The sequence below is a fragment of the Acidovorax sp. GW821-FHT10A04 genome, from assembly GCF_059415825.1.
The window spans coordinates 30060-44964 of sequence record NZ_JBWKNZ010000002.1 but is presented as its reverse complement, the minus strand read 5'-3'; the positions used below and the strand labels follow the sequence as shown (position 1 = coordinate 44964).

General features: G+C 67.9%; 14 protein-coding genes. 8 read left to right on the top strand and 6 right to left on the bottom strand.

Going from position 1 to position 14905, the window contains the following annotated elements; genetic code table 11:
• Positions 1-22: 22 nt before the first annotated feature.
• The 4 genes from AC07PF_RS04600 (at position 23) to AC07PF_RS04585 (ending at position 4476) form a co-directional block, all read left to right on the top strand.
• Positions 23-349 (top strand): NAD(P) transhydrogenase subunit alpha part 2, encoded by a 327-nt coding sequence (locus AC07PF_RS04600; protein ID WP_471634936.1) that lies wholly within the window; start codon positions 23-25, stop codon positions 347-349.
• Positions 346-1770 (top strand): NAD(P)(+) transhydrogenase (Re/Si-specific) subunit beta, encoded by a 1425-nt coding sequence (locus AC07PF_RS04595; protein WP_007857557.1) that lies wholly within the window; start codon positions 346-348, stop codon positions 1768-1770. The genes AC07PF_RS04600 and AC07PF_RS04595 overlap by 4 nt, the downstream gene beginning before the upstream one ends.
• Before the next feature lie 142 nt (positions 1771-1912).
• Complete coding sequence (locus AC07PF_RS04590; RefSeq protein ID WP_035205036.1) at positions 1913-3592, top strand: long-chain-fatty-acid--CoA ligase; 1680 nt, start codon at positions 1913-1915, stop codon at positions 3590-3592.
• Positions 3593-3732: 140 nt separating this feature from the next.
• Positions 3733-4476, top strand: a complete 744-nt coding sequence (locus tag AC07PF_RS04585) for a 5'-methylthioadenosine/adenosylhomocysteine nucleosidase (RefSeq protein WP_494604076.1) — start codon at positions 3733-3735, stop codon at positions 4474-4476.
• A gap of 176 nt (positions 4477-4652) precedes the next feature.
• Here AC07PF_RS04585 and corA read toward each other — a convergent pair whose 3' ends face one another.
• The 5 genes from corA to AC07PF_RS04560 form a co-directional block, all read right to left on the bottom strand.
• Positions 4653-5639 (bottom strand): magnesium/cobalt transporter CorA, encoded by a 987-nt coding sequence (gene corA / locus AC07PF_RS04580; RefSeq protein WP_007857552.1) that lies wholly within the window; start codon positions 5637-5639, stop codon positions 4653-4655.
• A 193-nt stretch (positions 5640-5832) separates the two neighbouring features.
• Positions 5833-6597 (bottom strand): uracil-DNA glycosylase family protein, encoded by a 765-nt coding sequence (locus AC07PF_RS04575; RefSeq protein WP_494611025.1) that lies wholly within the window; start codon positions 6595-6597, stop codon positions 5833-5835.
• 16 nt (positions 6598-6613) lie between these two features.
• Positions 6614-7093, bottom strand: a complete 480-nt coding sequence (rimI, locus tag AC07PF_RS04570) for a ribosomal protein S18-alanine N-acetyltransferase (protein ID WP_007857549.1) — start codon at positions 7091-7093, stop codon at positions 6614-6616.
• Between the two features lie 13 nt (positions 7094-7106).
• On the bottom strand, positions 7107-7826 hold the full coding sequence (gene tsaB, locus AC07PF_RS04565; RefSeq protein WP_145693698.1) for a tRNA (adenosine(37)-N6)-threonylcarbamoyltransferase complex dimerization subunit type 1 TsaB: 720 nt from the start codon (positions 7824-7826) through the stop codon (positions 7107-7109).
• A gap of 19 nt (positions 7827-7845) precedes the next feature.
• A complete protein-coding gene (locus tag AC07PF_RS04560; protein WP_494611024.1) occupies positions 7846-8841 on the bottom strand; it encodes a DMT family transporter in 996 nt (331 codons plus the stop codon).
• A gap of 60 nt (positions 8842-8901) precedes the next feature.
• Here AC07PF_RS04560 and dacB point away from each other — a divergent pair, with 60 nt between their 5' ends.
• The 4 genes from dacB (at position 8902) to AC07PF_RS04540 (ending at position 13821) form a co-directional block, all read left to right on the top strand.
• Complete coding sequence (gene dacB, locus AC07PF_RS04555; RefSeq protein WP_494611023.1) at positions 8902-10362, top strand: D-alanyl-D-alanine carboxypeptidase/D-alanyl-D-alanine endopeptidase; 1461 nt, start codon at positions 8902-8904, stop codon at positions 10360-10362.
• A gap of 134 nt (positions 10363-10496) precedes the next feature.
• Positions 10497-11801, top strand: a complete 1305-nt coding sequence (locus AC07PF_RS04550) for a lipase family protein (protein WP_145693694.1) — start codon at positions 10497-10499, stop codon at positions 11799-11801.
• A gap of 163 nt (positions 11802-11964) precedes the next feature.
• Positions 11965-13110, top strand: coding sequence for an SGNH/GDSL hydrolase family protein (locus tag AC07PF_RS04545; RefSeq protein ID WP_494611022.1), 1146 nt, complete (start codon positions 11965-11967; stop codon positions 13108-13110).
• 39 nt (positions 13111-13149) lie between these two features.
• Positions 13150-13821 carry an OmpW/AlkL family protein gene (locus AC07PF_RS04540; protein WP_494611021.1) on the top strand — a complete coding sequence of 224 codons (672 nt, stop codon included), beginning with the start codon at positions 13150-13152 and terminating at the stop codon, positions 13819-13821.
• A 73-nt stretch (positions 13822-13894) separates the two neighbouring features.
• On the opposite strand, the gene AC07PF_RS04535 is transcribed toward AC07PF_RS04540, so the two are convergent.
• Complete coding sequence (locus AC07PF_RS04535) at positions 13895-14851, bottom strand: SGNH/GDSL hydrolase family protein (RefSeq protein WP_145693688.1); 957 nt, start codon at positions 14849-14851, stop codon at positions 13895-13897.
• Positions 14852-14905: the final 54 nt, after the last annotated feature.

The window sequence follows — 14905 nt, the reverse complement described above, 5'->3', positions numbered from 1 at the left end:
GAAGAAAGAAGGACACATTTCCATGGATGCCGTCTCTCCCACCCTCATCAACCTCATCATCTTCGTGCTGGCCATCTACGTGGGCTACCACGTGGTCTGGACGGTGACCCCCGCGCTGCACACGCCCCTGATGGCGGTGACCAATGCCATCTCCGCCATCGTCATCGTGGGCGCCATGCTGGCCGCGGCGCTGACCGAAACCACGCTGGGCAAGAGCATGGGCGTGTTGGCCGTGGCGCTGGCTGCGGTCAACGTGTTCGGCGGCTTCCTCGTGACGCGCCGCATGCTCGAGATGTTCAAGAAAAAAGAGAAGAAGTCCGCCTCCAAGGCTGAAGGAGGCCAGGCATGAGCATGAACCTCGTCACGCTGCTGTACCTGGTGGCCAGCGTCTGCTTCATCCAGGCGCTCAAGGGGCTCTCGCACCCCACGACCTCGATCCGCGGCAACGTCTTCGGCATGACGGGCATGGCGATCGCCGTGCTTACCACCGCCGCGCTCATCGTCGAGCTCTCGGGCGGCAAGGCGCAGGGCATGGTCTATGTGCTGGGCGCCCTGGTGGTGGGCGGCGCGGCCGGTGCCATCATGGCCAACCGGGTCGAGATGACCAAGATGCCCGAGCTCGTGGCCTTCATGCACAGCATGATCGGCCTGGCAGCGGTGTGCATTGCCGTGGCCGTGGTGGCCGAGCCCTGGGCCTTTGCCATCGTGCCCAAGGACGCCCCCATCCCCGGCGGCAACCGCATCGAGCTGGCGCTCGGCGCCTTCATCGGCGCGGTCACCTTCAGTGGTTCGGTGATCGCCTTCGGCAAGCTCTCGGGCAAGTACAAGTTCCGCCTGTTCCAGGGCGCGCCCGTGCAGTTCCCCGGGCAGCACAAGCTCAACCTGGTGCTGGGCCTGGCCGTGCTGTTCTTCTGCTTCGGCTTCTGGCATTCGCAAAGCTGGGTCGACATCGTGCTGGTGATCGCGCTCGGCTTCATCCTCGGCGTGCTGATCATCATCCCCATCGGCGGCGCCGACATGCCGGTGGTGGTCTCCATGCTCAACAGCTACTCGGGTTGGGCGGCAGCGGGCATCGGCTTCTCGCTCAACAATTCGATGCTGATCATCGCCGGCTCGCTGGTGGGCAGCTCGGGCGCGATCCTGAGCTACATCATGTGCAAGGCCATGAACCGCTCGTTCTTCAACGTGATCCTGGGCGGCTTCGGTGGCGACACCGCCACCGCGGCGGGTGGAGCCAAGGAGCAGCGGCCGGTCAAGAGCGGCAGCGCCGACGACGCGGCCTTCGTGCTCGGCAACGCCGAGACCGTGGTCATCGTGCCCGGCTATGGCCTGGCGGTGGCGCGCGCCCAGCATGCGGTCAAGGAACTGGCGGCCAAGCTCACCGAAAAGGGCGTGACGGTGAAGTACGCCATCCACCCGGTGGCGGGCCGCATGCCCGGCCACATGAACGTGCTGCTGGCCGAAGCCGAGGTGCCTTACGATCAGGTGTTCGAGATGGAGGACATCAATGGCGAGTTCGGCCAGGCCGACGTGGCCATCATCCTCGGTGCCAACGACGTGGTGAACCCCGCGGCACACACCAAGGGCAGCCCCATCTACGGCATGCCCATCCTCGAGGCCTACAAGGCCAAGACCGTGATCGTCAACAAGCGCTCCATGGCCGCGGGCTACGCCGGCCTGGACAACGAGCTGTTCTACATGGACAAGACCATGATGGTTTTCGGCGATGCCAAGAAGGTCGTCGAGGACATCGGCAAGGCCATCGAGTAGTCCTTCCCCACGGCGAAAAGACCCTTTGGGCGCTACGGCGAAAGCCCTGTCGCCTAGGGGAAACTAAGCACCCACGGAACCCGCACCGGCAGAGACAATGCCGGGGTTCCATTGCAACGAGAAGTTTGGAGAGACACGCATCATGACCGACCGTCCCTGGCTGGCCGCCTATCCGCAAGGTGTTCCCGCAGATATCGATACCTCGCAGTACCCCTCCCTGGTGGCGCTGATGGACGAGGCGTTCAACAAGTACGCCAGCCGCGTGGCCTACAGCTTCATGGGCAAGGACGTGAGCTACGCCCAGACCGATTCGCTGAGCGCCGCCTTCGCGGCCTACCTGCAGGGCCTGGGCCTGGTCAAGGGCGACCGCGTCGCCATCATGATGCCCAATGTGCCGCAGTACCCCGTGACGGTGGCCGCGATCCTGCGCGCCGGCTTCGTCGTGGTCAACGTGAACCCGCTGTACACCCCGCGCGAACTCGAGCACCAGCTCAAGGACTCCGGCGCCAAGGCCATCGTCATCATCGAGAACTTCGCCACCACGCTGCAGCAGTGCATTGCCAACACGCCCGTCAAGCACGTGGTGCTGGCGGCCATGGGTGACCAGCTGGGCCTGCTCAAGGGCACGCTGGTGAACTATGTGGTGCGCAACGTCAAGAAGATGGTGCCCGCCTATGACCTGCCCGGTGCCGTGCGCTTCAACGACGCCGTGGCCAAGGGCACGCGCGGCAGCTTCAAGAAGCCCGACATCCGTCCCGACGATATCGCCCTGTTGCAGTACACCGGCGGCACCACCGGCGTGAGCAAGGGCGCGGTGCTGCTGCACCGCAACGTGATCGCCAACGTGCTGCAGTCCGAGGCCTGGAATGCGCCGGTGATGGCCAAGGTGCCTTCGGGCGAGCAGCCCACCAGCGTCTGCGCGCTGCCGCTGTACCACATCTTCGCGTTCACCGTGAACATGATGCTGTCCATGCGCACGGGCGGCAAGACCATCCTGATCCCCAACCCGCGCGACCTGCCGGCGGTGCTCAAGGAGCTGTCCAAGCACACCTTCCACAGCTTCCCGGCCGTGAACACGCTGTTCAACGGTCTGGCCAACCACCCGGACTTCGACACCGTCAACTGGAAGAACCTCAAGGTCTCGGTGGGCGGCGGCATGGCCGTGCAGGGCGCCGTGGCCAAGCTCTGGCTGGAGAAGACCGGTTGCCCGATCTGCGAGGGCTATGGGCTGTCGGAGACCAGCCCCTCGGCCAGCTGCAACCCCGTGACGGCCAAGGAATACACCGGCACCATCGGCGTGCCGATTCCCGGCACGACGATGAAGCTGCTGGACGACGAAGGCCACGAGGTCACCACGCTGGGCCAGCCCGGCGAGATCGCCATCAAGGGCCCGCAGGTCATGGCTGGCTACTGGCAGCGCCCCGACGAGACCGCCAAGGTCATGACCGATGACGGCTACTTCAAGTCCGGCGACATCGGCATCATGGACGAGCGCGGCTACTTCAAGATCGTGGACCGCAAGAAGGACATGGTGCTGGTCAGCGGCTTCAACGTCTACCCCAACGAGGTCGAGGAAGTGGTCGCCAACTGCCCTGGCGTGCTCGAATGCGCGGTGGTCGGCGTGCCTGACGAGAAGACCGGCGAAGCGGTCAAGCTGGTCATCGTGAAGAAGGACCCGGGTCTCACCGAGGCCCAGGTCAAGGAGTTCTGCAAGGCCAACCTCACGGGCTACAAGCAGCCGCGCGTGATCGAGTTCCGCACCGAGCTGCCCAAGACCCCGGTGGGCAAGATCCTGCGCCGCGAGCTGCGCGACAAGAAGTAAGAAGACGCCAGCGAAACCACCCTGCCCGCGGTGCTGTGAACGGCGCCGCCCAGGGTGTGTTTTCGACGAAGGGCCTTCGGCTGGAATAATCGCAGACCTGCGAGCCCGGCCGCAGGCCCTTTTCCTTTGCCCCAAGCCCCATGACCACAGCCATCCTCAGCGCCCTGCCCGAAGAACAGGCCAGCCTCGTCGCCCGGCTCGAGCGCGCCCAGCGCCTCACGCACGCCGGCCGCTCCTTCTGGCGGGGCGAGCTGTGCGAGCGGCCCGTTGTGCTGGCGCTCTCGGGCATCGGCAAGGTGGCGGCGGCCACCACGGCCACGGCGCTCATCGAGCATTTCGGCGTGGCGCGCATCGTCTTCACCGGCGTGGCGGGGGGGCTGGGGGATGGCGTGAATGTGGGTGACGTGGTGGTGGCAGAGACCTTTGTGCAGCACGACATGGACGCCTCCCCGCTGTTCCCGCGCTGGGAACTGCCTGGCTATGCACGCACGCGGCTGGCCTGCGATGCGCACCTGTCCACCCTGTTGCGGGAGGCCGCGCGCAGCTGCCTGTCCGGCGCCGGCCGCCTGCCAGAATTGGGCGACGGCGCGCACCGCGTGCACCACGGCCTCGTCGCCAGTGGCGACCGCTTCGTCTCCAGCGCCCAGGAAGCCCGGCAGCTGCGCGACAGCCTGCGCCAGGCTGGCCACGACGTGCTTGCCGTCGAAATGGAAGGCGCCGCCGTGGCCCAGGTCTGCCTGGACTACGCCATCCCCTTCGCCGCCATCCGCACCATCTCCGACCGCGCCGACGACACCGCACACGTCGATTTCGCCCAATTCGTCCAGACCGTCGCCAGCCGCTATGCCGAGCACATGGTGCACGTGCTCATGCAAACTTTGTGACCCGGCAGCACAAAGGCGCGCAGCGCCACAGATGGGCGTAGCTTAGAACCCGGCCTGACAACACAAGGGCGCGCAGCGCCAGAAGTGCAACCGCCAGCGCCACCGTGGATCCGGCTTTGCCGGTCCAGGGGTGGCGTCCCCCCTCGGGGGGGAAGGCGCGCAGCGCCACAGGGGGGCTACTTCAACCAGCCGCGCCTGCGGAAGTACCACATGGGCACCACCGCGCTCGCCACCATCAGCGCGATGCCATAGGCATAGCCGTAGGTCCACTTGAGCTCCGGCATGAATTCGAAGTTCATGCCGTAGACGCTGGCGATCAGCGTGGGCGGCAGCAGCGCCACGCTGGCCACCGAGAAGATCTTGATGATCTTGTTCTGGTTGATGTTGATGAAGCCGACCGTGGCGTCCATCAGGAAGTTGATCTTGTCGAACAGGAAGGCCGTGTGGTTGTCCAGCGATTCGATGTCGCGCAGGATCTGGCGCGCCTCTTCGAACTGCTCGGAGTTGAGCATCTTGCTGCGCATCATGAAGCTCACCGCGCGGCGCGTGTCCATCACGTTGCGGCGGATGCGGCCGTTCAAGTCTTCCTGGCGCGCGATAGCGGCCAGCACCTCGCCGGCGCGGGTGTCGGTCACGTCGCCGGCCAGCACCTGCTTGCTCACCGCTTCGAGCTCGTCGTAGATGTTCTCCAGCGTATCCGCCGAGTACTCGGCATCGGCGTCGAACAGCTTGAGCAGCACCTCCTTGGCGTCCTCGATGAGACCCGGCGCCCGGCGCGCGCGCATGCGCAGCAGCCGGAACACGGGCACGTCCTCGTCGTGGATGGAGAACAGCACGCCCCGGCTCTTGAGGTTGGCGTTGTGCTGGTTCAGGATGAAGGCCACCCGCACGGAGCGCGGGTTCTCGTCATCATCGATCAAAAAGTCGCTGCGGATGTGCAGCTCGCCGTTGTCTTCTTCGTAGAAGCGGGCGGATTCCTCGATGTCCTCGTCCATCGCATCCTCGGGGATGGACAGGCCGTAGTGCTGCTTGATCCAGCGCTTTTCTTCGAGTGTGGGGGCTTCCAGGTCCACCCAGATCGGCTGGAACTTGGCGAGCTCTTCCAGGGATTCGATCTCTTCCTGGAACAGCCGGCCATTGGCGAGCGTAAAGATGTTGAGCATGGGCTCACTCCCTTGGTAATTGGCGTCTGCGGTGGGGGGTCAGGGGTTGCTTTCAACCCCACGGCAGGCCGGGGAGCTGAAAGCTACCAACTCGGGTAGGTTTCCAAGGAGCTTTCTCCGTTTAAAAATGCAAGCGCCGGATTATCGCACCGGGCAGCCGGCGTGTCTGTGGCGAAGACCTGGCCGCGGCGGCTCAGGCGGCGGCCGCGCGCACGATGGCCAGCGCCCGGCACAGGTCGGCCCAGGCGGCGGCCTTGTTGTCCTGTGAGCGCAGCAGGAATGCGGGGTCGTAGGTGACCACGGCCGGGCAGCCCGCCAGGGTGTGCGGCCCTGCACGCAGGCGGCCCAGGGGCTCGGTGCTGGCCAGCGCGGCCCGGGCCGCCACATGGCCCAGCACCAGCACCATGGCCGGCCGCAGCGTGGCAACGGCCTGCGCCAATTGCCCGGCGACGTCGGCATCGCTGCTGTTGCCGTTGCCGGAGCCGGCACGCTCCAGCGCCGCGAGGAACACCCGGGGGTGGCGGTGCAGCTGCATGGCGCGCAGCATGTTGTCCAGCAGCTTGCCGGCATCGCCCGAGAGTGGCTCGGCGGGATGGGGAATTTCGGCCACGATGAGCCAGCCACCGCCCAGGCCCGCGGGCGTGCGCGCCGGGTCTGCCCCGGGGTACAGCGCCTGGGGCGCGTGCACTGCCAGGCCGGTGGCTGCGGCGGTCGCGGCCGCTACCGGGGCCACCGGTGTGGTGGCCACAGGCGCGCGCTGCGCCGCCGGTGCGGGGGTATGCACCACCGGCGGTGGCTGCACAGCCGCAGGCGGCGGTGGGGCAAGGCGGGCTGCTGCGGCCACTGCCACGGGGGCGGCGGCCGCGGGCGGTGCGGCAGCGGCCTCGCCGGGGGCCCACACGGTCACCCCCATCTCCTGCAGCATGGCGCGCTGGCGCGCATCGAGTGAAAGGCTCATAGGGATTGGCAGGTTCTCACAGGGGCAGGCTCATGACCACCGCGTCCTCGCGCTGGCCATGGTGGGCAGGGTAGTAGCGCTTGCGCTCGCCCACGCGGCGAAAGCCGTGCGTCTCGTAAATGTGCTGGGCGCGCAGGTTGCTCACGCGCACCTCCAGCCACAGCCACTGGGCGCCCTTGCCGCGCGACCACAGGGCCAGTGCGTCCAGCAGCACGCGGGCCCAGCCCTGGCGCTGGAATTCGGGCGTGACGGTGAGGTTCAGCAGGTGCACTTCGTCCACCCCCATCATGGCCACGAAATAGCCCAGCAACCGGTCGCCGCCCAGCAGCAACTGGCACTCGTAGCGCGAGGCCATGGCGTCGATGAAGTTGCCCCGCGTCCAGGGGTGGGTGTAGGCGCGCTGCTCCACCTCCAGCACCGCATCGAGCTGTGCCAGCGTGAGGGCTTCCAGGCGCGCCTCGGGGGCATCGGCAGAAGGGGTGGGTACGGCGCTCATGCAGGCGGTCGGTTCAGGGAGGGGTGGGCGTGGTGGCCTGGGCGGCGCGCAAGGCGTCCCGCTCGGCGGTGGTTTTCGCCACTTTATCGCGGATGTAGCGCGGCAGGGCGTCGCTGGCGGGCACGGCGCCCCCTGCGGCCAGCAGGGCCGGCGCCAGGCGCAGCAGTGCGGTGGCCGTGGGCAGGGCCCGTACATGGGCGGCCAGGGGCGCTAGGCGCTCGCCATAGGGCGCTTGCGCATTGCCGGCCACGCTCCAGCCGTCGGGCACCTCCACGGTCTCAGGGGCGCCCAGGCCGAAGTCGGCATCGGCCTGCCAGCGGCCCTCGGCGGGCTGCCATGCACAGCGGGCGCTGTAGACCTCGTCCATGCGTGCGTCGAGCACCGCCACCACCTGGGTAGAGCCATGCTGCAGGCGCGCCTCCTCGGCCACGGCCAGCAGCGTGTCCACCGGCAGCACGGGCACGCCCGCGCCGCCGCGCGCCCCGAAGGCCAGGCCCTGGGCCACGGCGCAGGCCGTGCGCAGGCCGGTGAAGGAGCCCGGTCCCCGGCCGAAGACGATGGCGTCCAGCGTGGCGAACGACAGGCCGGCCTCGGCCAGCAGGCGGTTGATGGCCGGGATCAGCGTGGCCGAGGCCTGCGCACCGCCCGGGCCCGTGTGCTCGCGCACCAGATCCCCGTGCTGCACGGCGATGGACAGGGTGTCGGTGCTGGTATCGAAGGCAAGCAGGTTCATGGCGGTGGCAGGCGGGACATCAGGCCGCAGATTTTCCGGAAGCGGTGGGCAGGGAGGAGGCGGGCGCGGGGCTCTTGCGCAGCACGCCCAGCAGGATACCCGTGGTCACGAGCGCCAGGCCCGCGCCCAGGTTCCAGTGCATGGGCTCGTCCAGCAGCAGCACCGCGCCGATGGCCGACAGCCCCGGCACCAGCGCCGTGATCATGGTGCTGCGCACGGGGCCGTAGTGCTGGATCATGCGCGTGAAGGCAATCCCCGAGATGACCACCGAGCCACCGCCCTGGAAGACCAGCTGGAACAGGATCTCGCTCCAGGGCGCGTGGCCGAGGTGGCTGGTGACCATGCCCAGGGCCACCAACGCCCCGTACACCGGTGCGTAGACCAGCAGCGCAAAGGCGGTGATGGCGATCGTGGCCTGCACTGCATCCACCGCGAGGCGCCGGGCCTGCACGCTGTAGGCGGCCCAGCTGGCGGCGGCGAGCATGAACAGCACGTCGCCTTTCCACACATCCCCGCCCGCAAAGCCCGCCAGCAGGCTGCGTCCGCCCACCAGCAGGTCGCCGGTCACGATGAGCGCCAGACCCAGCGCGCGCAGGGGGGTGATGCGGTCATGCAGCACAAGCACGGCCAGCAGAGCGGTCCACAGCGGCAGACTGCCGGGCATGAGCACGGCGGCATGGGTGGCCGGGGCATGGAAAAAGCCCGCATAGGCCAGCACGGCATACAGCACGCCGCCAAACAGGCCCAGCAGGGCCGTGGTGGAGAGCGGCAGTGGCGAGATGCCGGCGAGGCTGGAGGCGGGGGCGCTGGCACCCATTTGCACCCTGCGCCGGCGCACCAGCCACCAGCCCCAGGGCACCAGCACCAGGCTGGCGCCGACGATGCGCAGCAGCGTGATGTCCAGCGGCGTGAGGCTGCGCTGCGCCGAGGCGCGGGCAATCACGATGAAGCTGGTCCAGAGGGTGACGGTCACCAGGGCCGCCAGCAGGCCCATGGCCCGGGGAGAAAAGCGCATCCGGGGATTATCGGTGGGCCGGGCAGGCCGTGCCGGAGGTGGGCGATAGACTCCCCCTCCATGTTGTCTGTCCCTTCGTTGACCCGTCTGTCCCTGACCTCCCTGGTGCCTCTTGCCGTGCTGCTGTGGGGCATGCTGCCCCCCGGTGCCCGCGCCCAGGCGCCAGCCCCAGCGCCGCTGCCTCCCGAAGTGGAGGCAGCGCTGTCCCGCACGCGCCTGCCGCGCGAGGCGCTCTCGGTGCTGGTGGTCGATGCCCAGGGCGGTGCGCGGCAGGCGCCGCGCCTGGCGCACCGCGCCCAGGTGCCGATGAACCCGGCCTCGGTGATGAAGCTGGTCACCACCTACGCCGCGCTCGACCAGCTCGGGCCGGCCTACACCTGGAACACCCCGGTCTACGTGCAGGGCACGGTGCAGGACGGTAGCCTGCGCGGCAATGTCTACATCCAGGGCCAGGGCGATCCCAAGCTGGTGATGGAGCGCCTGTGGCTGCTGTTGCGGCGCCTGCAGGCCCAGGGCATCCAGGTCATCGTGGGTGACATCGTGCTCGACCGCACCGCCTTCGACGTGCCCGAGCAGGACCCTGGCAGCTTCGACAACGAGCCCCTGCGGCCCTACAACGCCTCGCCCGATGCCCTGCTGGTGAACTACAAGTCCCAGGTGATGACCTTCGTACCCGATGCCGCTGCCGGCCTGGCGCGCATCCAGTACGACCCCCCGATGGCCGGCGTGCAGCGCCAGGCGTCCGTGGCGCTGGCCGCCCCGGGGGCGGAATGCGGCGATTGGCGCGGCGCCCTGCGCGCGGAGTTTTCCGACCCGGCGCGCATTGCCTTCCAGGGCGTGTTCCCGTCCAGTTGCGGCGAACGCGTCTGGCCGATTGCGCCGACGGACCCGCGCGGCTTCGCGGCGCGCGCCGTGGAGGGCATGTGGCGCGAGCTGAGCGGCAGGCTCACGGGCAGCGTTCGTGACGGCAAGGTGCCGGCCGGCCTGAAACCCGCCTTCGTGGCCACCTCGCCTGCGCTGGCCGAGGTGGTGCGCGATGTGAACAAGTACAGCAACAACGTCATGGCGCAGCAGGTGTTCCTCACGCTGGCCCTGGGGAACAAGGGGGCTCCCGCGACCTTCGACGGCGCGCGCGAAGCCCTGCGCCGCTGGTGGCAGCTGCGCTTTGGTGATAGCGACCAGCCCGTGGCCGACAATGGTGCGGGCCTCTCCCGCGATGCGCGCATCACGGCCCAGGGCCTGGCGCGCATGCTGCAGTCGGCCTGGGCCTCGCCGGTGATGCCCGAGCTGGTGTCTTCCCTGCCCATCGCCGGGGTGGACGGCACCTTGCGCCGCAGCCAGGCCCGCGGCGCGGCCCACCTCAAGACCGGCAGCCTGCGTGACGTGATGGCCATCGCCGGCTACGTGCATGGCGCCAGCGGCCGGCGCTACGTGCTGGTGGCCATGGTCAACCATGCCAACGCCGGAGCCGCCCGGCCGGTGCTCGATGCGCTCACCGACTGGGCCGCGCGCGACCAGTAGAAGCCGAGCACGGACCCTGTCGCGCAGGCGTCCGAACGCTCTCGTAAACCCCAATGGCTACGCCAGTGCCGGTGCGCGCACGATGCTGCGTTACCATCCGCCGACATAGCCCATACAGAGAGAGGATTGCAACCATGAAGTACTTCCGCCTGACGTGTACCGCCGCCGTAGCGGCCCTGCTGGCCGCCTGCGGCGGCTCCGAGGACCCCTCGCGCGGGGACCTGATGGATCCTCCCAACATCCTGACCACGCTGACTGCCGCGCAGATCGATGCGGGCACCACGTCCAGCGGCCTCCGGGCCCTTGCCGGCAAGGCACGCTGCGACGTGAAGGTCGTGGCACTCAACTACTACACGGCGGGTGCCAAGGCGGGTGAACTCACCAACGCCTCGGGGGTGATGCTGGTGCCCGCAGGCACCTGCAGCACCGAAAAGACTGCCTTGCTGGCCTATGCCAAGGGCACCGACGTGCAAAAGCCGCGCACCCTGGCCAACCCGCAGGACAGCGAAACCTTCCTGCTGGCCGCGATGTACGCCTCGCAGGGCTATGCGGTGGTCGCTACCGACTACCTCGGGTTCGCCAAGTCGGGCTACAGCTACCACCCCTACCTGCACGCCGATTCCGAAGCCACTTCGGTGATCGATTCGGTGCGCGCTGCGCGCAAGGCCTCCGCCTCGGTAGGCGGCAACCTGTCGGGCCGGATCCTGTTCACCGGCTACTCGCAAGGCGGCCATGCCTCCATGGCGGCGCACCGCTCCGCCGAGCGCGACTATGGCAACGAGTTCGACGTGGCGGCCGGTGCCCACCTGGCCGGGCCCTACAACCTGTCGGGTTCGCTGCGCATCCCCGATGCGATCGCGGGCGTGCAGTTCTTCGTGCCTTACCTTGTGACGGCCTGGCAGAAGGTCTACGGCAATATCTACAGCGACGTGAAGCTGGCCTTCAAGGCGCCGTACTCGAACTACATCGAGACCCTGCTGCCCAGCCCGACGATGACCTACACCACGCTGGTGACCTCGGGCACCTTGCCCGCCGGCACGCCCAACCAGGCGCGCGACGCGCTGTTCCAGCCGGCCTTCATCGCCAGCAGCCAGACCAACCTGAACGACCCGCTCTACCTGGCTGCCCAGAAGAACGACCTGCTGGGCTGGACGCCCAAGTCGCGCGTGCTGCTGTGTGGCGGATCGGGCGACCCCACGGTGCCGCCCGCCGTGCACCAGAACGTGATGGCGGCCGATTTCGCCAGGCGCGGCGTGACCAATGTGATCTCGGTGGATGTGGACGGACCCATCCAGGCCACCTTCGGCCCCGGTGGCGCAGCGCCCACCGACCCCGCGTCTGCAGCCTTCGCCACCTACTACGGCGCCTACCACGGCACCTATGAGCCACCGTTCTGCCATGCCCAGGCGCGTGCCGTCTTCGACGTCATCGTGAAGTAAGCGGTCTCACCGCGCACTCCCAAGCCGACCCGCGGGTCGGCTTTTTTCATGCTGCGCGGCTTGGTAGTTTCCCGGGCGGGCAAGCAGGAGACACGGGGTTAGGATGGTTGTTTCAAAAAAGCACGGTCGTGCTTTTTGTAATCGTCTTTTCTGGAGAACTCCCTTGATTGCACAAACATGCAAGACCGCACTGTCGGTCCTGGCCACGGCCTGCCTTCTGGCAGCCTGCGGTGGCGGTGGCTCGGACACCGCGCCTGCGGCACCGGTGACCTCGGTGAAGGTCGCGGGCGATAGCCTGGCCGACAGTGGCACCTTCGGCTTCAAGGCCACCGTGCAGGGGGCCGCAGCCACGGGGGCCGGGTCCACCCCGATCTGGCCCGAGCGTGTGGCCACCAGCTATGGCCAGACCCTGTGCGCGCACTACCTGTTCAACGGCACGGCGTTCGTGGCCAACAACAGCTGCTCGAACTACGCCGTGAGCGGTGGCCGCATCAACAACTTCACCGCACCGACCTCTCCGGTGTCCATCACCCAGCAGCTCAAGGACCTGGGGAATGCCGGCTACAGCCCGGCCGACCTGGTGCTGGTCGACGGTGGCGGCAACGATGCGGCCGACCTGGTGGGTGCTTACCTGCGCGCCTCCGCAGACAATGGCCAGGCCTACGCGGCCGTGCTCACCAGCGTGCTGCCCGCAGCTACCGTCAACGCCGCCCTGGCCAGCGGTGCCACGGGCATGGCGCAGGTCGGTGGTGCCTACATGCAGGCGCTGGCCCAGCAGTTCGCCGCGACCATCCAGGCCAACACGGTGGCCAAGGGGGCCCCGCGCGTGGCCGTGCTGAATGCACCGGGCATCACCCGCACACCCCGCTTCCAGATGGTGCTGGGTTCCATCGCCGCCCAGCGCGGTGTCGACGCGGCCAAGCAGGCCGAGGCCCTGTTCGACGGCTGGGTCCAGGCCTTCAATGCACAACTGGCCACCAGCCTGGCGGGCGACGCCAAGATCGTGGTGGTGGACTTCTACACCTCGTTCAAGGACCAGTCGACCAACCCTGGGCAGTACCAGCTGACCAACGCCAGCACGCCCGCCTGCCCGGCAACAGGGGTGGGCAGCGACGGCCTGCCGACCTACAGCTTCCCGACCTGCACCGCGGCCGCGCTGTCTGCCATGGCGCCCCCAGCAGGAGCCACCGGAGGGGCGGACTGGTGGAAGAGCTACGGCTTCTCCGACAGCTTCCACCCCACGCCCTACGGCCACCAGCTGATCGGGCAACTGGTCTCGCGTTCGTTGTCGCGTGCGGGCTGGCTGTAAGGCATCGCCGTGACCTCCGTACTTTTCAAGGAGTTTCCCATGCACCACTTTTCCCGGCTGGGCCTGGCGACGGCAGCCTTGTTGCTGTGCGCTGGCGCCTCGGCACAGGTTGCCGGCACGTTCAGCGTGCGCGCAGGCTTCACCCACATCGCCCCGCAGGTCAAGAGCGGCAACCTCAGCGCCCCGAGCTTTCCGGGCACCACCGTGGACGTGGGCAATGCCACTTCGCTGTCGGGCGGCGTGAACTACATGCTGACCAACCACTGGGCCGTGGATGTCCCCCTGGCGCTGCCGTTCAAGCACGATATCGAGGGCGATGGCGCCATCGCCGGCGTGGGCAAGCTCGGCGAGACCAAGGTCCTGCCGGTCACGGTGTTCGCGCAGTACCGCTTTGCCGAGCCCGAGGCGAAGTTCCGCCCCTATGTGGGGCTGGGCCTGACCTACAGCCGCTTCTTCAAGACCCGCAGCACGGCCACCTTGAGCGGCCTGACCGGCGGCACGCCGTCGCGCCCCACGACGGCGTCGGTGGACAACAAGTGGGGGCTGACGCCCCAGATCGGCTTCGTCTGGAGCATCAACGACCGCTGGTCGCTGGACGCCGCCTACTACAAGAGCTTCCTCAAGACCACGACGCACCTGTCGTCAGGCCAGTCGATCACCACGCGGTTGAACCCCGACGTGATCGCCATCGGGGTCGGCTACCGGTTCTGAGGCCCCGAGCAGACACAAAAAAGCCGACCCTGGGTCGGCTTTTTTCTTGGGGCCGTATCGGCCGCAGCGCGGCTTACCAGCGCGCGCGCAGGCGGTCGTAGGCGTAGTTGCCGAACTGGCGGTGGGCATTGGGCGTCAGGTAGACGCTGTCGGCGAACACGTAGGAGTCCTGGTTGGCACCCGTCAGCAGGGTCGAGGGCGTGCACAGGGCCGAGTTGACCTGGCCGGCGCCGATGCCGATGCCGTTGGCCGTGTCCAGCGAGGTGCACACGGGCGTGGTGGCATTGTTGAAGCCGTAGTTGGCAGGGGTGCCGACGTACAGGTTCACGTAGTAGGCCGAGTCCACGTAGAGCACGTTGGCACCCAGGTCGACGATGCTCACCAGCAGGCCTTCGTTGAAGCGGCTGCTGGCATCGCTGAGCAGGGCTTCGCGGTTGATGGTCTTGGCCCAGGGCGTCTTGCCCAGGTCGTAGGTGCCGGTGACGACCACGTTCTTGGCGCCCGCAGCGACCAGGCGGCGCACCTGGTTGGCCAGGTCCTGGCCGGCCTTGCGCGCAGCGGCCACCATGTCGGTGGTGCTCTGGGTGCCGGCCGTCACGGCGGCCATGCCGGCGATCACGTCGCTCGGGCCGCCGTTGATGACGATCAGGTCGCCTGTGGTGACGCCGCCGGCGGCCAGGAAGGTGTCGATCTGCTCGGTCACGGTGGGCGTGGTCGCCACACCCGCGGCATCGGGCTTGATCGCCACGCGGGCATTGCCCACGGCATAGCTGCGGCCGCCGGCCACAGCCGATGCAGCCAGCGTCTTGCCGTAGCGCGAAGCGATCTGCAGCGTCCAGTTGTTCACGCTGCCATCGTTGACCGAGTAGCGCGTTCCCTTCTGGCCGACGTCGTTGTAAGCGTCGCCAAAGGCCACCAGGCGTTCAGGGTTGAAAGCCGACTCCGTCGTGCTCGAACCGCAGGCCGCAAGCAATGCGGCCGACGCGCATGCGGCCACCAGTACGGTGCGGCGCATCCAATTTGCTGCCATGTATTTCTCCAGAAAATGGGGGGTTAGTTTAACGACGCCATGTCAAGCCATGTA

Coding starts and splice junctions, on each gene's coding strand:
- AC07PF_RS04600 (WP_471634936.1), top strand. CDS start 23: ATGGATGCCGTCTCTCCCACCCTCATCAACCTCATCATCTTCGTGCTG.
- AC07PF_RS04595 (WP_007857557.1), top strand. CDS start 346: ATGAGCATGAACCTCGTCACGCTGCTGTACCTGGTGGCCAGCGTCTGC.
- AC07PF_RS04590 (WP_035205036.1), top strand. CDS start 1,913: ATGACCGACCGTCCCTGGCTGGCCGCCTATCCGCAAGGTGTTCCCGCA.
- AC07PF_RS04585 (WP_494604076.1), top strand. CDS start 3,733: ATGACCACAGCCATCCTCAGCGCCCTGCCCGAAGAACAGGCCAGCCTC.
- corA (WP_007857552.1), bottom strand. CDS start 5,639: ATGCTCAACATCTTTACGCTCGCCAATGGCCGGCTGTTCCAGGAAGAG.
- AC07PF_RS04575 (WP_494611025.1), bottom strand. CDS start 6,597: ATGAGCCTTTCACTCGATGCGCGCCAGCGCGCCATGCTGCAGGAGATG.
- rimI (WP_007857549.1), bottom strand. CDS start 7,093: ATGAGCGCCGTACCCACCCCTTCTGCCGATGCCCCCGAGGCGCGCCTG.
- tsaB (WP_145693698.1), bottom strand. CDS start 7,826: ATGAACCTGCTTGCCTTCGATACCAGCACCGACACCCTGTCCATCGCC.
- AC07PF_RS04560 (WP_494611024.1), bottom strand. CDS start 8,841: ATGCGCTTTTCTCCCCGGGCCATGGGCCTGCTGGCGGCCCTGGTGACC.
- dacB (WP_494611023.1), top strand. CDS start 8,902: ATGTTGTCTGTCCCTTCGTTGACCCGTCTGTCCCTGACCTCCCTGGTG.
- AC07PF_RS04550 (WP_145693694.1), top strand. CDS start 10,497: ATGAAGTACTTCCGCCTGACGTGTACCGCCGCCGTAGCGGCCCTGCTG.
- AC07PF_RS04540 (WP_494611021.1), top strand. CDS start 13,150: ATGCACCACTTTTCCCGGCTGGGCCTGGCGACGGCAGCCTTGTTGCTG.
- AC07PF_RS04535 (WP_145693688.1), bottom strand. CDS start 14,851: ATGGCAGCAAATTGGATGCGCCGCACCGTACTGGTGGCCGCATGCGCG.